Source organism: Streptomyces lasiicapitis (assembly GCF_014646335.1).
Taxonomy (GTDB): domain Bacteria; phylum Actinomycetota; class Actinomycetes; order Streptomycetales; family Streptomycetaceae; genus Streptomyces; species Streptomyces lasiicapitis.
Genome location: NZ_BMNG01000003.1, coordinates 501,138 through 515,851 on the forward strand (window position 1 = coordinate 501,138; position 14,714 = coordinate 515,851).

Here is a 14,714-nt window from a genome sequence, read left to right on the forward strand (position 1 = left end):
TCTTTCGGAGTTCGCCGGGCGCCGCAGCCATGGCTGCGTACAGCGCGAAAAGCTTTGAAACCCCCCACATCCCCCCACAACGCACCACGAGGAGACCCCTCTTCATGGCTACACACAAGCGTGCTCGCACGATGAAGCTCACCGCGGCGATAGCCACCGCCGCCACCGCGGTGGGAGTGACCGTCTTCGCCGGCTCGTTCGCCGGGGCCTCGACCCCCGCCGAGGGCAAGGTCTACGGCGCGGACGCCAAGGGCGCCGTCGACGGCAGCTACATCGTGCTGCTCGACGAGAAGGCCGACAAGGACGCCAAGTCCGACCTCGCCCAGGAGTACGGCGGCAAGCTCAGCCGCAACTACTCCTCGGCCGTCAACGGCTTCGCCGCCAAGAGCCTGTCCGAGACCGAGGCCAAGCGCCTGGCCGCCGACCCGGCCGTCGGCAAGGTCGTGCAGAGCAAGAAGTTCTCGATCGACGCCACCCAGGACAACCCGCCGTCGTGGGGCCTGGACCGCATCGACCAGGCCGACACGGCCGGCGACAAGAAGTACACCTACCCCGACGCCGCGGGCGAGGGCGTCACCGCGTACGTCATCGACACCGGTGTCCGCGTCAGCCACAAGGACTTCGGCGGCCGCGCCACCTCCGGCTTCGACGCCGTCGACAACGACGACAACGCCGACGACGGCAACGGCCACGGCACCCACGTCGCGGGCACCATCGCCGGTGACGCGCACGGCGTCGCCAAGAAGGCGAAGATCGTCGCCGTCCGCGTCCTGGACGACCAGGGCTCCGGCACCACCGAGCAGGTCGTCGCGGGCATCGACTGGGTCACCAAGAACCATCAGGGCCCCTCCGTCGCCAACATGAGCCTCGGCGGCGGCGCCGACGAGGCCCTGGACGAGGCCGTCAAGAAGTCCATCGCCGCCGGCGTCACCTACGGCGTGGCCGCGGGCAACGAGTCCAGCGACGCCGGCCAGGGCTCCCCGGCCCGCGTCAAGGAGGCCATCACGGTCGCCTCCTCGACCAAGGACGACGAGCAGTCCGACTTCTCCAACTTCGGCTCCGTCGTGGACATCTACGCCCCGGGCTCGGACATCACGTCCGCCTGGAACACCGGCGACGACGCCACCAAGACGATCTCCGGCACCTCGATGGCGACCCCGCACGTCGTCGGCGCCGCGGCCGTCTACCTCGGCGCCCACAAGGACGCCAAGCCCGACGCCGTCGCCAAGGCACTGACCGACGGTGCCACGCCGGACAAGATCTCCAACCCGAGCGAGGGCACGCCCAACAAGCTCCTGAAGGTCGTCGAGTAATCACGGCCCTCCGAGGGTCTGCCAAAGACAGGCTCTGAAGCCGGCGGTCGTCGTGCCCACCCCCACGGGGCACGGCGACCGCCTTATCGTGTGCGCATGGCGACGAAGATCTACGCGGCGCTGCTGCGCGGCATCAATGTGGGCGGCAGCAGAAAAGTGCCCATGGCACGCCTGCGCGCGCTCCTCGAAGGGCTCGGCCACGGCGACGTACGCACCCATCTGCAGAGCGGCAACGCCGTCTTCACCGCCGACCACGGCGACGAGGACAGCCTCGCCGCCGAGATGGGCGAGGCCCTGGAGCGGGAATTCGGGTTCACCGTGCAGGTCCTGGTGCGCGACGCGGCGTATCTGAAGGCGGTGGCCGAGAGCTGCCCCTTCCCCGCCGACACGCTCGAAGGCAAGCAGTTGCACGTCACGTACTTCTCGGCGCCCGTGGCCGCCGACCGGTTCGCCGGCGTCGACCAAGCGGCCTTCCTGCCGGAGGAGTTCCGCCTCGGCGACCGCGCCCTGTATCTGTACGCGCCCGAGGGCCTCGGCCGCTCCAAGCTCGGCGAGACCCTCATGCGCCCGGCGCTCACCAAGGGCCTCATCGCCACCAGCCGCAACTGGAACACCGTCACCAAGCTCGTGGAGATGACCGATGCGTGACACGTCCGGACGCTCGGCCGCCGTCGAGGCCGCCATCGAGAACGAACTGCGCCTGCTCGACCCCGAAGTGCGGGCCTCGCCCGAGGTGTTCGACACGTTCCTGCACCCGGAGTTCACCGAGTTCGGGGCGTCCGGCGCGCGCTGGGACCGCGAGTCGATCGTCAAGGTCCTCGCCGCCCGCCCCGACCCCGGCGGCCGGGCCACCACGACCTCCCGCATGCGCGGCGTCCAGCTCGCCGACGACGTGGTGCAGCTGACCTTCGACACCGACACCAACGGCCGGATGGTGCACCGCAGTTCACTGTGGCGGCGCACCCCCGAGGGCTGGCTGCTCTGGTTCCATCAGGGCACGCCGTTCACCCCCGAGCGGGCACCGGCAGGCTGACGGCACGCTCCCCGCCGTACGTGGTGTGCGAGACGATCTCGGCCGGCACGGCAAGCCGCGGATCGTCGAGCAGGCGGCGCACGGCGTCGGGGCGCCGGACGTCCGCCGCGCGCCCCGCGGCCGAGCCGGCGGCGGCCACGGCGTCGAGCAGCGCGAGCTCCTCCTCCGTGACGTCCGCGCCGTCCTTCTCCATCAGGCCCCAGCCGTCCCACGGCAGCGCCTCCACGCCGCCGAGCGCTGCGAGATCGGCCACCACGTCCGCGCGCACCAGCGTCCAGCCCTTGATCGTGGGGACGGTGCTCACCCCGAACGTGTCCGGGTCCGCGCGGCCCTCCCGGCACGCCCGCCACGCGTCCCCGGCGACCAGGAACTCCGTGCGCGGTACGTCCATGGGGTCGAAGGAGATGTCGTACAGACCGCCGATGAGCTGCGCGTCCGCGAGCACCCAGCCGCGGTCGGCCGTCCAGAACTCGGTCACCCAGTGGTTGTCGTTCAGACCCTGCTGGAAGTACGTCCCATAGCCGCACCGCAGACGCGCCGGGGCGCCCGTGGCCCGCAGCAGCGAGCACAGCAGCAGCGCGAAGTCCCGGCAGGTGCCCACGAACCGGGCCGCGGGCTCCCGGACCTCGGTGAGCGGAGTGTCGCCGCGCTCGCCCAGGATGCGCAGGACGTCCTCCGCGTACCGCGACTCGGCGTCCTCGCGCATCCGCTCCTCGGGCACCGCGTAGCCGAAGCGGCCGCCTTCCTCGCGGTGCAGCAGGACACCGCGTACGAGGGCGGCGAGTGCGGCCGGGTCGCGGGGGAGCGGGGTGGAGCCGACAAGGGGGGCGAGGCGGGGGCCGGGGTCGGTGTACGGGCTCTGGGTCAGGTAGTCGCTGTCCATGGCGGGAGCGTGGGGTCTGACCCTGGGGGAAGGTCCAGGGCGCGGCGGGGGAGTGGGGTGGCAGGGTCAAGTTTCGGAAAGATCTTGACCGTTCATCGATCGTCCGTGCGAGGCTCGCCGTATGCGCTACATCATCATCGGAGCGGGAGCCATCGGCGGCAGCGTCGGCGGACGCCTCGCCGAGGCCGGTCATGACGTCGTCCTGGTCGCGCGCGGCACGCACCGCGAGGTGCTGCGGGAGCGCGGGCTCACCCTCACGACGCCCGACGGGACCCGCACCCACCGCCTCCCCGTCGTCGAGAACCCCGCCGAACTGGGCGAGTTGCACCCCGACGACGTACTCGCCCTCGCCGTCAAGACGCAGGACGCCGAAGCCGCGCTCGATGCCTGGAGCGCACGGCCCGTCGCGGGCGGCGGCACCGCCGCCGAGGCGCTGCCGCTGGTCTGCGCGCAGAACGGTGTCGAGAGCGAGCGGATGGCGCTGCGTCGCTTCCGCCGCGTGTACGGCATGTGCGTGTGGCTGCCGTCCACGTACGTCGAGCCGGGCGCAGTCTCGGCCGCGGGTGCCCCCTACACCGGCATGCTCCACCTCGGCCGGTACCCGGCGGGGACGGACGACACCGCGCGCCGTATCGCCGCCGACCTGGAGAGCGGCAGGCTGCTCGCGCCGGTGGTCGCCGACGTCATGCGCTGGAAGTACGGCAAGCTCCTCGGCAACCTCGCCAACGCCGTCGAGGCCCTCACCGGACCGCTCACCGGCGAGGAGGTCCTTGACCTGGTCCGGCGGGCCCGCGCCGAGGGCGAGGCCGTGCTGGCCGCCGCCGGGATCGAGGCCGTGGGCGAGCAGGAGCAGAAGGACACCCGGGCGGACCGGATCCGCCTCGAACCCCTCGACGGCAGCCCGCGCGGCGGCGGTTCCTCCTGGCAGAGCCTCAGCCGGGGCACCGGCACCATCGAGGCCGACTACCTCAACGGCGAGATCGCCCTCCTCGGGCGCCTGCACGGGGTGCCGACGCCGGTGAGCGAGACGCTCCAGCGGCTGGCGAACGAGTTCGCCCGGGAGCGGAGGGAGGCGGGGGCGATGGGGGTGGGGGAGCTGGTCGCGTTGGTGGACAAGGCGTCGTAGGGGCCGCGAGCCCTAGCTGGGCCAGTTGTCGGCCCGTGACGTGAACTGGAGCGTCGTCCGGCCGTCGTCGTCGCGCACCTCGCGGCCCTGCGTGTAGCCGAGGCGCTTGAGGACGGTCACGGACGGCGTGTTCAGCGAGTCGACGGTGGCGTGCACCTCGGGCAGGCCCAGGGCGCGGTGGCCGTAGTCGGTGAGCAGGCGCGCCAGTTCCGTGCCGAGGCCCAGGCCCCAACTGTCCTTCGACAGGCCGTATACGATCTCGTGCCCGTCCAGCCACGCCTCGGGCGAACGCTTGATCTCGGCGTGCCCCGCGTACCGGCCCTCGTGCCTGACCGCCCACACCGGGAACCGCTTCTCCGCGTACACGATGCTGAAAAGCCGCGCGAACAGCGCCCTGTCCTCCTCCGCGCTGCGCATCCCGTCCCCGAACCAGCGGCCCACGGCCTCGTCCTGGAACAGCGCCACGAAGTCCGGCTCGTCGGACGCGACGTACGCGGAGAGCACGAGGCGCTCGGAGCGCAGCTCGGGGGTGAGGGGCTCTGTCATCCGCGAGACGGTATTCGGGGCGCGTTCGGCCCCGCAAGCGGTTTCAGGCCGGGGGCCACTGCAAGATCCGGCCCGGCGCTGCGCGCCTCGGCCTGCCCTGCCGGGAGCTTGGTTGTCACCTGCGGGCCGGTGGGGGTTGGTCGCGCAGTTCCCCGCGCCCCTAAAAGACGGGGCTCTCGCCGCACGTTCATGTTGCCCCGGCTTAGCTTGCCGCCGGCAGGAGGGTGGGTGGGCGGGAGACATCCGCCGCGAAGCGGCGGCATGCGTCGAAGCGGTCCAGGAGCAGGCGGGCGACAAGGGGGGAGTCGCCCAGTACGTCCGCCAGGACGTCTGCCTCCGCCGCACCCCGGGCGATCCGGTCCGGGAGGAAGCCCGGGGCCAGGACGTACGGCGCCACGGCGACTTGCCGTACCCCGGGCTCCGCCCGAAGAAGGCGCACCGCATCCGACGTGCGGGGAAGAGTCGCGGAGGCGAACGCAGGTCGCACGGCGCACCAACCGGTGTGCCGCCACTCCCGCGCGATTTCAGCGATCACTGCGATCGCCTCCGGGTCGGTGGAGCCCGCCGAGGCCAGGACGACCCCGGTCGTGGGCTTGTCGGCGGGGTCGAGCCCCGCCTCGTACAACCGCGTCTCGAGCGCGGTGAGGAGGAGGGGCGAGGGGCCGAGCACCCCGGCCTGCCGCACCCGCAGGCCCGGCGGAGCCTCCCGAAGCACCGCCGGGATGTCGGCCTTCGCGTGGAAGGCGCGGGTGAGGAGGAGGGGCAGGGCGACGACGTCCCGTACCCCTTCCTCGGCGAGGGAGTTCAGGACGGCCGGCACGGACGGGGTGTTGAAGTCGAGGAACCCCACCTCGACCCGCAGCCCCGGCCGCAGGCCCCGCACCGTACGCAGGAGCGCCCGCACGCTCGCGGCATGCCGCGGGTCCCGGCTGCCGTGGGCGACGACCAGAAGGACGGGACGGTACGTACGGTGCATGGGGATCAGCTCTTCACGAGGAGGCCGCGGCTGCGCAGCACCCACCGCTCAAGGGGACTGAAGATGAGCAGGTCGATGGCGATGCCGACGATCAGGATGAGCAGGATGGCGAGGAAGACCTGGGACATGCTGCTGTTGGTGCGGCCCGCCTCCAGGAGTTGGCCGAGGCCTATGCCCAGGTCGGGGGACTGCGCGATGATCTCCGCGGCCATCAGGGAGCGCCAGGAGAACGCCCAGCCCTGCTTCAGGCCCGCCACGTAGCCGGGCAGCGCGGCCGGCATGACGATGTGCCAGGTGTGCCGCAGGCCCGACGCGCCGAGCGTGCGGCCCGCGCGCAGGAACAGCGGCGGGATCTGGTCGACGCCCGCGACCAGGCCGTTGGCGATGGAGGGCACCGCGCCGAGCAGGATCACCGCGTACATCATCGAGTCGTTGAGCCCCAGCCACAGCACGGCCGGCGGCACCCACGCCACGGACGGCAGCGACTGGAGGCCGGACAGGATCGGCCCGATGGCCGCGCGGACGAAACGGACACGCGCCACGAGCAGGCCGAGGGGCGTGCCGATCACCAGCGCCATCGCGAAGCCGAACAGGCCGCGCTGGACGCTCGTCCAGATGTAGTCGAGCAGGGTGCCCTGCCGCCAGGCGGCCTCCACCTCGTCCCAGACCGCCGTCGGCGCGGGCAGCTTGTAGCTGTCGGTGACCTTGGCCCACACCAGGATCTGCCACACCACCAGGACCAGGATCACGGCGGTGAACGGCGGAAACACCTTCTGGACGAGGGTCTCGCGCAGGGTGGCGCGCCGGGTCTGGACGGTCTCCAGGGCGTCGAGGCCCGCCTCCAGACCGGCCAGGTCGTGGGCGTCCGCCGCGGGCTGCGGCTCGGCGGCCGTCTTCGTGTCAGTGCTGCCCATGGCGGCGGATCTCCCCACGCAGTTGTTCGGTGATCTCGACGGACAGCTCCGCCACCGCGGCGTCCTCGATGCGGCGCGGCTGGTCGATGTCGACGCTCCACTCGTGTGCGATGCGGCCGGGCCGTGACGACAGCAGGACGACGCGCTGCGCGAGCCGCACCGCCTCGCGCACGTTGTGCGTGACGAACAGGACCGACACGCCCGTCTCGCGCCAGATGCGCATCAGCTCGTCGTGCAGCACGTCCCGGGTGATCGCGTCGAGCGCAGCGAACGGCTCGTCCATCAGCAGCAGTTGGCTGTCCTGGGCGAGCGCGCGGGCCAGCGCGACACGCTGGCGCATGCCGCCGGACAGCTCGTGCACCCGCTTGCCGTGCGCCCCGTCGAGCCGTACGAGGGACAGCAACTCCTCGGCCCGCTCCCGCCGCTCGGCCTTCGGCACGCCGCGCAGCCTCAGGGCCAGCTCGATGTTCTTGCCCGCGGTCAGCCACGGGAACAGCGCGTGCTCCTGGAACATCAGGGCCGGGCGGCCGTCGGTGCCGATGGCGCCCGCGGTGGGCCGGTCGAGCCCGGCCACCAGGTTCAGAAGCGTCGACTTGCCGCACCCGGAGGCTCCCAGGAGGGTGACGAACTCGCCCCGCGCGACGTCGAGGGTGATGTCGTCGAGCACGAGCTGCTGCCCGGCCGGTGTGGCGAAGGACTTCGACACGTGCTCGATGCGCGCGGCGACGTCGAGCGTCGCGCCGTCTGTGCCCTTACCGTCCTTGCCGTCCTTGCCGTCCGTGCCCTTGGCGGTCTTCGTGAGCGTGGACTTGGCGAGCGTGGTGGCCATGGTCGTCACCTCCTGGGATCCCTGAACCGGCTTGCGGTTACGCCTACTTGACGCCGAGTCCGGCGTCGTCGACCGCGGGCCTGCCCGCCGCCTTCAGGACCTTGTTGAGCGGGCCGAGGTCGTAGATGCCCTTCAGGTCCGGCTTGTCGAGCAGGCCCGCCGTGACCGCGTGCTCCGCCTCGGAGTCGAGCGTCGCCGCCAGCGGGTCGTCGGTGAACTCGATCGACTTCCAGGCCGGGTCGATGACCTCGGCCGGCAGCGGCTTGCCGGAGAGCTGCTTCAGCTTGGCGTTGGCCGCCGCCTTCGCCTCGGCCGGGTTCGCCTTGATCCACTGGTTGGTCTTCACCGAGCCCCGCAGCACGGCCTCGACGACCTTCGGGTGCTCCTTGAGGAAGTCCTGCGACACGATGATGTTCGTGATCACGAACTTCTTGTCGGGCCACAGGTCGGCCTCGTCGAGGAGGACCTTGCCGCCCTCGGCGACCAGCTTGGACGCGGTCGGCTCCGGCACCCAGGCGCCGTCGATGGAGCCGGACTTGTACGCGTCCGGGGTGATCTTGTTGTCGGTGCGGACCACGGAGACGTCGCCCTTGCCGCTCTGCGCGTCGACCTTCCAGCCCTTCTCCTTCACCCAGTTGAGGAACGCCACGTCCTGGGTGTTGCCGAGCTGCGGGGTCGCGATCTTCTTGCCCTTGACGTCGTCGAGGGACTTCACCCTGTCCGGGTTCACCACGAGCTTCACGCCGCCGGACGCCGAACCGCCGATGATGCGCAGGTTCTTGCCCTGGGACTTGGTGAAGCCGTTGATGGCCGGGGACGGGCCGATCCAGCCGATGTCGATGGACTTCGAGTTCAGCGCCTCGATCTCCGAGGGGCCGGCGTTGAACTGCGAGTACGTCGCCTTGGTGGCGCCCAGCTCCTTCTGGAGCAGGCCCTCCTGGTCGCCGACGAGCGCCGTGCCGTGGGTCAGGTTGGGGAAGTACCCGATCTTCACGGTGTCCAGGCCGTCGATCTTCTTCGCACCGGCCGCGATCTTGGCCTTGCCGCTGTCGTTCGCGTCGGAGTCCGAGCCGTATCCGCAGGCGGAGAGGGTGAGTGCGAGGAGCGGCAGGGCGCTCAGTGCGGCCAGGCGGCCGCGGTGTGGTGCCCGGCGGCGGGCGGTCGAGCGGGGAGAGCGGAGGGCAGGCACGGGAGGTGTTCCTCTCGTTGGCCCGGCGGTCACAGCCTCAGGGCGTGGCCGGGAGCAGGTCGGCGGATCTTCGTCTGCGTGCGAAGGGACGGCGGGGGGTGTGGGCGCGCGAGCGGTGCGCGTACGTCATCGCGCACATCGGGCGACCCCGCCCGTCCCCGCCCCCAGGGCGCCGCTGCCCACGCGCCCGCCTTCCTTGGCGAACGTCGCGTACACGTCGATGGAGGTCATGTCAGAAGTCCCAGCCCTCGTCGTCGGCCGCGACGGGATCGGCGTCGGCGGCCTTGGCGAAGGCCTCGCCCGCCATGCCCGCGGCGAGCGTCGTGCCGTCCGCCGGGTCGATGAGCAGGAAGGAGCCGGTGCGGCGCGAGTCGGCGTACGCGTCGATCGCGAGCGGCTCCGCGGTGCGCACCACGACCCGGCCGATGTCGTTGGCGACGAGCTGCCCGGGGTTCGGGTGCTGGGACAGGTCGTCGAGCGTGAGCCGGGACGGGATCTGCTTCACGATCGCCTTGACCGTGCGGGTGGTGTGCTTGAGCAGCACCCGCTGGCCCACGGTGAGCGGCTGGTCCGCGACGTGGCAGACGGTGGCCGCGAGGTCCTGGGAGGTCGGCGGCGTATCACTGCTCGGGACGAGCAGATCACCACGTGAGACGTCGACGTCGTCCTCCAGGAGGACCGTCACCGACTGGGGCGTCCAGGCCACGTCGACCGGCTCGCCGAGCAGATCGATGCCCGCGATCTTCGAGGTGCGGCCCGACGGCAGTACGGTCACCGACTCGCCGACCCGGAAGGTGCCCGCGGCGATCTGGCCCGCGTAGCCCCGGTAGTCCGGGTGCTCGGCGGTCTGCGGCCGGATCACGTACTGCACGGGAAGGCGCGCGTGGCAGCTCGTCAGGTCGTGGCTGACGGGCACGGTCTCCAGGTGCTCCAGGACCGTCGGGCCGCCGTACCAGTCCATGTTCGAGGACGGCTCCACCACGTTGTCCCCGGTGAGCGCCGAGATCGGGATCGCGGTGATCTCGGGGACGCCCAACTCGCCCGCGTACGCGGTGAATTCCTCCGCGATCTTCGCGAAGACCGCCTCGGCGTACTCGACGAGGTCCATCTTGTTCACCGCGAGCACCACGTGCGGCACGCGCAGGAGCGCGGCCACCGCGGCGTGCCTGCGGGTCTGCTCGATCACGCCGTTGCGGGCGTCGACCAGGACCACCGCGAGGTCGGCCGTGGACGCGCCGGTCACCATGTTGCGCGTGTACTGCACATGGCCGGGGGTGTCGGCGAGGATGAAGCGGCGCCGGGGCGTGGCGAAGTAGCGGTACGCCACGTCGATGGTGATGCCCTGCTCCCGCTCGGCCCGCAGGCCGTCGGTGAGCAGCGCCAGGTCGGTGCCCTCGGAGCCGCGGCTGCGCGAGGCGTGCTCGACGGCCTCCAACTGGTCGGTGAGGACCGACTTGGAGTCGTGCAGGAGCCGGCCGACGAGCGTGGACTTGCCGTCGTCGACGGAGCCCGCGGTGGCGAACCGCAGCAGCGTGGTCGCGGACAGACCGGCCAACTGCCCGGCCGCCGTGGTGTCGGTGGTGCTGGTCATGGCTAGAAGTACCCCTCGCGCTTGCGGTCTTCCATCGCGGCCTCGGAGAGCTTGTCGTCGGCGCGGGTCGCGCCGCGCTCGGTGAGCCGGGACGCGGCGATCTCGGCGATCACGGCCTCCAGGGTCGTGGCGTCGGAGTCGACGGCGCCGGTGCAGGACATGTCGCCGACGGTGCGGTAGCGCACCTGGCGCCGTACGACGTCCTCGCCGTCCTTCGGGCCGCCCCAGTCGCCCGCGGTCAGCCACATCCCCGAGCGCTTGAACACGTCCCGCTCGTGCGCGAAGTAGATCTGCGGCAGCTCGATGCCCTCACGGGCGATGTACTGCCATACGTCCAGCTCGGTCCAGTTGGACAGCGGGAAGACGCGAACGTGCTCACCCGGCGCGTGCCTGCCGTTGTAGAGCTGCCACAGCTCGGGCCGCTGGCGGCGCGGGTCCCACTGCGAGAACTCGTCGCGCAGCGAGAACACCCGCTCCTTGGCGCGCGCCTTCTCCTCGTCGCGGCGCCCGCCGCCGAAGACCGCGTCGAAGCGCTCGCTCTGGATCTTCTCGGTGAGCGGCACGGTCTGCAGCGGGTTGCGGGTGCCGTCGGGGCGCTCGCGCAGCGCGCCGCGGTCGATGTAGTCCTGCACGGACGCCACGTGCAGCCGAAGGCCGTGCTCGGCGACGACCCGGTCGCGGTAGTCGATGACCTCGGGGAAGTTGTGCCCGGTGTCGACGTGCAGCAGCGAGAAGGGGACCGGCGCCGGGGTGAAGGCCTTCAGCGCCAGGTGCAGCATGACGATGGAGTCCTTGCCGCCGGAGAACAGGATCACCGGCCGCTCGAACTCGCCCGCGACCTCGCGGAAGATGTGCACGGCCTCGGACTCCAGGGCGTCCAGGTGCGACAGCGCGTACGGGCTGTCGCCCACGGAACTCCCCTCGGAATCACCGGAGTTGCCGGTGCCCTCATGAACGGTGGCGGCGGTCGTCATGCCAGACCCCTTTCGTTGAGCAGTGCGTGAACCGCTGCCGCGGACTCCCGCACGGTCTGGTCCTGGGACTCGATGCGCAGATCGGGCGACTCGGGCTCCTCGTACGGGTCGTCGACGCCGGTGAGCCCGGAGATCTCACCCGTGGCCTGCTTGGCGTACAGGCCCTTCACGTCGCGTACGGAGCAGACCTCCACGGGGGTCGCGACATGCACCTCCAAGTACGCGGTGCCGCCGCCCTGGTGGCGCTTGCGCACCGCCTCGCGGCTGTCCGTGAACGGCGCGATCACCGGTACGAGCGCCAACACGCCGTTGCGGGCGAGGAGTTCGGCGACGAAGCCGATGCGCTGGACGTTGGTGTGCCGGTCCTCGCGGCTGAAGCCGAGGCCCGCCGAGAGGAACTCGCGGATCTCGTCGCCGTCGAGGACCTCCACGCGGCGGCCGTCGGCGCGCAGCGTCCTCGCCAGCTCGTGCGCGATGGTGGTCTTGCCCGCGCTGGGCAGGCCCGTGAGCCAGACGGTGGCTCCGGTCACGTGGGTCTCCTGAAAGCTCTGGGTTGCTGTCGTCGCTGTCAGTGCTGTCTGCGCTGTCTGCGCTGTCTGCGGGGTCGTCATCAGTGCAGCCCGCATTCGGTCTTGGCGCGTCCCGCCCACCGGCCGGCCCGCGCGTCCTCGCCCTCGAGCAGGCGCCGCGTGCAGGGTGCGCAGCCCACGGAGCCGTAGCCGTCCATGAGCAGCGGATTGGTGAGGACGCCGTGCTCTGTCACATACGCGTCCACATCGTCCTGCGTCCAGCGGGCGATCGGCGAGACCTTGACCTTCTGCCGCTTCTCGTCCCAGCCGACGACCGGCGTGTTCGCGCGGGTCGGGGACTCGTCGCGGCGCAGCCCGGTCGCCCACGCGGCATAGCCCGCGAGGCCCTCTTCGAGGGGCTTGACCTTGCGCATCGCGCAGCACAGGTCCGGGTCGCGGTCGTGCAGGCGCGGGCCGTACTCGGCGTCCTGCTCGGCCACGGTCAGGCGGGGCGTGAGCGTGAGGACGTTGACGTCCATGACGGCCCCGACGGCGTCACGGGTGCCGATGGTCTCGGGGAAGTGGTAGCCGGTGTCGAGGAACACCACGTCCACGCCGGGCCGGGCCCGCGAGGCGAGGTGGGCGACCACCGCGTCCTCCATCGACGAGGTCACGCAGAACCGCGCACCGAAGGTGTCCGCGGCCCAGGTGAGGATGTCGAGGGCGGAGGCGTCCTCCAGGTCGCGCCCCGCCTGCCCGGCAAGCGCCCGCCGCTGCGCCGCGGTCGCTGTATCAGGCTCCTGAGATGTCGTCATATCCGTTCCCCTCCAGGGTCGTTGCGCTGAAGTCCCCGGGTGAGAAGCCCGAGGAACTTCAACTGGAAGGCCCGGTTGCACGCCGCGCATTCCCACGCGCCGTGGCCCTGCTCGCTGGGCCGCAGGTCCTCGTCGCCGCAGTAGGGGCAGTAGAACGGTGCCGCGCGCTCGCTCACGAGAGGGCCTCCTCGGAGGCGCGCGCCGCCCACGTGGCGAACCGCTCGTCGTCCTCGCGCTCCGCCTGGAACCGCTTGAGCACGCGCTCCACGTAGTCCGGCAGTTCGGCCGACGTGACCTTCAGGCCGCGCACCTTGCGGCCGAACCCGGCCTCCAGGCCGAGCGCGCCGCCCAGGTGCACCTGGAAGCCCTCGACCTGGTTGCCGTCGTCGTCCAGGACGAGCTGGCCCTTGAGGCCGATGTCGGCTACCTGGATGCGGGCGCAGGCGTTCGGGCAGCCGTTGATGTTGATGGTGATGGGCTCGTCGAAGTCCGGGATGCGGCGCTCCAGTTCGTCGATGAGCGAGGCGCCGCGCGCCTTCGTCTCGACGATCGCGAGCTTGCAGAACTCGATGCCGGTGCAGGCCATCGTGCCGCGCCGGAAGGTCGACGGACGGGCCGTCAGGTCCAGCGACTCCAGGCCCTCCACCAGGGATTCCACCTGGTCCTCCGTGACGTCGAGCACGATCATCTTCTGCTCGACGGTGGTGCGGAGGCGGCCCGAGCCGTGCGCGGCGGCCAGGTCGGCGATCTTCGTCAGTACGGTGCCGTCGACACGGCCCACACGCGGTGCGAACCCGACGTAGAACCGGCCGTCCTGCTGCCGGTGCACGCCGACGTGGTCGCGCCAGCGCTGGACCGGCTGGTCGGGGGCGGGCCCGTCGGCCAGCTTGCGCAGCAGGTACTCGTCCTCCAGGACCTGGCGGAACTTCGCCACGCCCCAGTCGGCGACGAGGAACTTCAGCCGGGCCCGGGTGCGAAGGCGGCGGTAGCCGTAGTCGCGGAAGATCGAGATGACGCCCTCGTAGACGTCCGCCACGTCCTCCAGGGGCACCCACGCGCCGAGCCGCTGGCCGATCTTGGGGTTGGTGGAGAGGCCGCCGCCGACCCACAGGTCGAAGCCGGGCCCCAGGTCGGGGTGGACGACGCCGACGAACGCGATGTCGTTGATCTCGTGCGCCACGTCCAGGAGCGGCGAGCCGGAGATCGCGGACTTGAACTTGCGGGGCAGGTTCGAGAAGGCCGGGTTGCCGACGATGCGGCGCTGGATCTCGTCGACGGCGGGCGTGCCGTCGATGATCTCGTCCTCGGCGATGCCCGCGACGGGCGAGCCGAGGATGACGCGCGGGGTGTCGCCGCACGCCTCGGTCGTGGACAGGCCCACGCCCTCCAGGCGGCGCCAGATCTCCGGCATGTCCTCGATGCGGATCCAGTGGTACTGGATGTTCTGCCGGTCGGTGATGTCGGCGGTGCCGCGCGCGAACTCCTGCGAGATCTCGCCGATCACACGGAGCTGGTCGGTGGTGAGGCGGCCGCCGTCGATGCGCACCCGCAGCATGAAGTACTCGTCGTCCAGCTCCTCCGGCTCCAGGATCGCGGTCTTGCCGCCGTCGATCCCGGGCTTGCGCTGGGTGTAGAGACCCCACCAGCGCATGCGGCCGCGCAGGTCATTGGGGTCGATGGAGTCGAAGCCCCGCTTGGAGTAGATCGTCTCAATACGTGTCCGTACGTTGAGACCGTCGTCGTCCTTCTTGAACTGCTCGTTTCCGTTCAGCGGGGTGAAGTGGCCGGCCGCCCACTGGCCCTCGCCGCGGTGGCGGCTCGCCTTGCGCCGGGGCGCGCGCGGGACGGCGGTCGCGGAGTCTTCGGGGGTGGCAGCCATGGGTGTACGTCCTTCAACAGCGGGCTGAGAGCGGCTCTGACCTGCACACTTCGCGCGGGCATCGCGCGGCGGTGCGCGGGGAACGGGTCAGGTGGTGCCAGATCTTGAACGTCTGGAAAGTGCGGCGGTGCTGGGTC

16 protein-coding genes are annotated in these 14,714 nt (G+C 71.3%); 4 read left to right on the top strand and 12 right to left on the bottom strand.

The window, feature by feature from the left end; translation table 11 throughout:
- Positions 1–104: 104 nt before the first annotated feature.
- From IEY91_RS07725 to IEY91_RS07735, 3 genes are all read left to right on the top strand, one after another.
- The gene (locus IEY91_RS07725) at positions 105–1,313 is read left to right on the top strand and encodes a S8 family peptidase (protein ID WP_189173347.1); all 1,209 of its coding nucleotides are present in this window, start codon (positions 105–107) and stop codon (positions 1,311–1,313) included.
- A 96-nt stretch (positions 1,314–1,409) separates the two neighbouring features.
- The gene (locus IEY91_RS07730; RefSeq protein ID WP_189173348.1) at positions 1,410–1,961 is read left to right on the top strand and encodes a DUF1697 domain-containing protein; all 552 of its coding nucleotides are present in this window, start codon (positions 1,410–1,412) and stop codon (positions 1,959–1,961) included.
- Complete coding sequence (locus IEY91_RS07735) at positions 1,954–2,346, top strand: nuclear transport factor 2 family protein (protein ID WP_164319241.1); 393 nt, start codon at positions 1,954–1,956, stop codon at positions 2,344–2,346. The genes IEY91_RS07730 and IEY91_RS07735 overlap by 8 nt, the downstream gene beginning before the upstream one ends.
- On the opposite strand, the gene IEY91_RS07740 is transcribed toward IEY91_RS07735, so the two are convergent.
- The gene (locus IEY91_RS07740; protein WP_189173349.1) at positions 2,318–3,229 is read right to left on the bottom strand and encodes a transglutaminase-like domain-containing protein; all 912 of its coding nucleotides are present in this window, start codon (positions 3,227–3,229) and stop codon (positions 2,318–2,320) included. The genes IEY91_RS07735 and IEY91_RS07740 overlap by 29 nt on opposite strands.
- 121 nt (positions 3,230–3,350) lie before the next feature.
- Between IEY91_RS07740 and IEY91_RS07745 the strand changes: the two genes are divergently transcribed.
- Entirely contained in the window at positions 3,351–4,355 is a 1,005-nt protein-coding gene (locus IEY91_RS07745; protein WP_189173350.1) for a ketopantoate reductase family protein, read from the top strand.
- A gap of 12 nt (positions 4,356–4,367) precedes the next feature.
- Here IEY91_RS07745 and IEY91_RS07750 read toward each other — a convergent pair whose 3' ends face one another.
- The 11 genes from IEY91_RS07750 to IEY91_RS07800 form a co-directional block, all read right to left on the bottom strand.
- A complete protein-coding gene (locus tag IEY91_RS07750; RefSeq protein ID WP_164319236.1) occupies positions 4,368–4,901 on the bottom strand; it encodes a GNAT family N-acetyltransferase in 534 nt (177 codons plus the stop codon).
- 202 nt (positions 4,902–5,103) lie between these two features.
- Complete coding sequence (locus IEY91_RS07755; RefSeq protein ID WP_189173351.1) at positions 5,104–5,877, bottom strand: sirohydrochlorin chelatase; 774 nt, start codon at positions 5,875–5,877, stop codon at positions 5,104–5,106.
- A 5-nt stretch (positions 5,878–5,882) separates the two neighbouring features.
- Positions 5,883–6,791 carry an ABC transporter permease gene (locus tag IEY91_RS07760; protein WP_164319232.1) on the bottom strand — a complete coding sequence of 303 codons (909 nt, stop codon included), beginning with the start codon at positions 6,789–6,791 and terminating at the stop codon, positions 5,883–5,885.
- Positions 6,778–7,620: an ABC transporter ATP-binding protein gene (locus IEY91_RS07765; protein WP_189173352.1), complete on the bottom strand. Its 843-nt coding sequence runs from the start codon at positions 7,618–7,620 to the stop codon at positions 6,778–6,780. Before IEY91_RS07765 ends, IEY91_RS07760 begins: the two co-directional genes overlap by 14 nt.
- Before the next feature lie 43 nt (positions 7,621–7,663).
- On the bottom strand, positions 7,664–8,809 hold the full coding sequence (locus IEY91_RS07770) for an ABC transporter substrate-binding protein (RefSeq protein ID WP_189173353.1): 1,146 nt from the start codon (positions 8,807–8,809) through the stop codon (positions 7,664–7,666).
- Positions 8,810–9,041: 232 nt separating this feature from the next.
- Positions 9,042–10,400 (bottom strand): sulfate adenylyltransferase subunit 1, encoded by a 1,359-nt coding sequence (locus tag IEY91_RS07775; protein WP_164319228.1) that lies wholly within the window; start codon positions 10,398–10,400, stop codon positions 9,042–9,044.
- A 2-nt stretch (positions 10,401–10,402) separates the two neighbouring features.
- Entirely contained in the window at positions 10,403–11,374 is a 972-nt protein-coding gene (gene cysD, locus IEY91_RS07780) for a sulfate adenylyltransferase subunit CysD (protein ID WP_164319226.1), read from the bottom strand.
- Positions 11,371–11,985: an adenylyl-sulfate kinase gene (gene cysC, locus IEY91_RS07785; RefSeq protein WP_229696775.1), complete on the bottom strand. Its 615-nt coding sequence runs from the start codon at positions 11,983–11,985 to the stop codon at positions 11,371–11,373. The genes cysD and cysC overlap by 4 nt, the downstream gene beginning before the upstream one ends.
- Complete coding sequence (locus IEY91_RS07790) at positions 11,985–12,698, bottom strand: phosphoadenylyl-sulfate reductase (protein ID WP_189173355.1); 714 nt, start codon at positions 12,696–12,698, stop codon at positions 11,985–11,987. Before IEY91_RS07790 ends, cysC begins: the two co-directional genes overlap by 1 nt.
- Entirely contained in the window at positions 12,695–12,874 is a 180-nt protein-coding gene (locus IEY91_RS07795) for a hypothetical protein (RefSeq protein ID WP_164319220.1), read from the bottom strand. Before IEY91_RS07795 ends, IEY91_RS07790 begins: the two co-directional genes overlap by 4 nt.
- Positions 12,871–14,577, bottom strand: coding sequence for a nitrite/sulfite reductase (locus IEY91_RS07800; RefSeq protein ID WP_189173356.1), 1,707 nt, complete (start codon positions 14,575–14,577; stop codon positions 12,871–12,873). Before IEY91_RS07800 ends, IEY91_RS07795 begins: the two co-directional genes overlap by 4 nt.
- Positions 14,578–14,714 lie beyond the last annotated feature (137 nt).

Excerpts from the sequence above, each read along its gene's own strand:
- IEY91_RS07725 (WP_189173347.1), top strand. The coding sequence starts at position 105 with ATGGCTACACACAAGCGTGCTCGCACGATGAAGCTCACCGCGGCGATA.
- IEY91_RS07730 (WP_189173348.1), top strand. The coding sequence starts at position 1,410 with ATGGCGACGAAGATCTACGCGGCGCTGCTGCGCGGCATCAATGTGGGC.
- IEY91_RS07735 (WP_164319241.1), top strand. The coding sequence starts at position 1,954 with ATGCGTGACACGTCCGGACGCTCGGCCGCCGTCGAGGCCGCCATCGAG.
- IEY91_RS07740 (WP_189173349.1), bottom strand. The coding sequence starts at position 3,229 with ATGGACAGCGACTACCTGACCCAGAGCCCGTACACCGACCCCGGCCCC.
- IEY91_RS07745 (WP_189173350.1), top strand. The coding sequence starts at position 3,351 with ATGCGCTACATCATCATCGGAGCGGGAGCCATCGGCGGCAGCGTCGGC.
- IEY91_RS07750 (WP_164319236.1), bottom strand. The coding sequence starts at position 4,901 with ATGACAGAGCCCCTCACCCCCGAGCTGCGCTCCGAGCGCCTCGTGCTC.
- IEY91_RS07755 (WP_189173351.1), bottom strand. The coding sequence starts at position 5,877 with ATGCACCGTACGTACCGTCCCGTCCTTCTGGTCGTCGCCCACGGCAGC.
- IEY91_RS07760 (WP_164319232.1), bottom strand. The coding sequence starts at position 6,791 with ATGGGCAGCACTGACACGAAGACGGCCGCCGAGCCGCAGCCCGCGGCG.
- IEY91_RS07765 (WP_189173352.1), bottom strand. The coding sequence starts at position 7,620 with ATGGCCACCACGCTCGCCAAGTCCACGCTCACGAAGACCGCCAAGGGC.
- IEY91_RS07775 (WP_164319228.1), bottom strand. The coding sequence starts at position 10,400 with ATGACCAGCACCACCGACACCACGGCGGCCGGGCAGTTGGCCGGTCTG.
- cysD (WP_164319226.1), bottom strand. The coding sequence starts at position 11,374 with ATGACGACCGCCGCCACCGTTCATGAGGGCACCGGCAACTCCGGTGAT.
- cysC (WP_229696775.1), bottom strand. The coding sequence starts at position 11,985 with ATGACGACCCCGCAGACAGCGCAGACAGCGCAGACAGCACTGACAGCG.
- IEY91_RS07790 (WP_189173355.1), bottom strand. The coding sequence starts at position 12,698 with ATGACGACATCTCAGGAGCCTGATACAGCGACCGCGGCGCAGCGGCGG.
- IEY91_RS07800 (WP_189173356.1), bottom strand. The coding sequence starts at position 14,577 with ATGGCTGCCACCCCCGAAGACTCCGCGACCGCCGTCCCGCGCGCGCCC.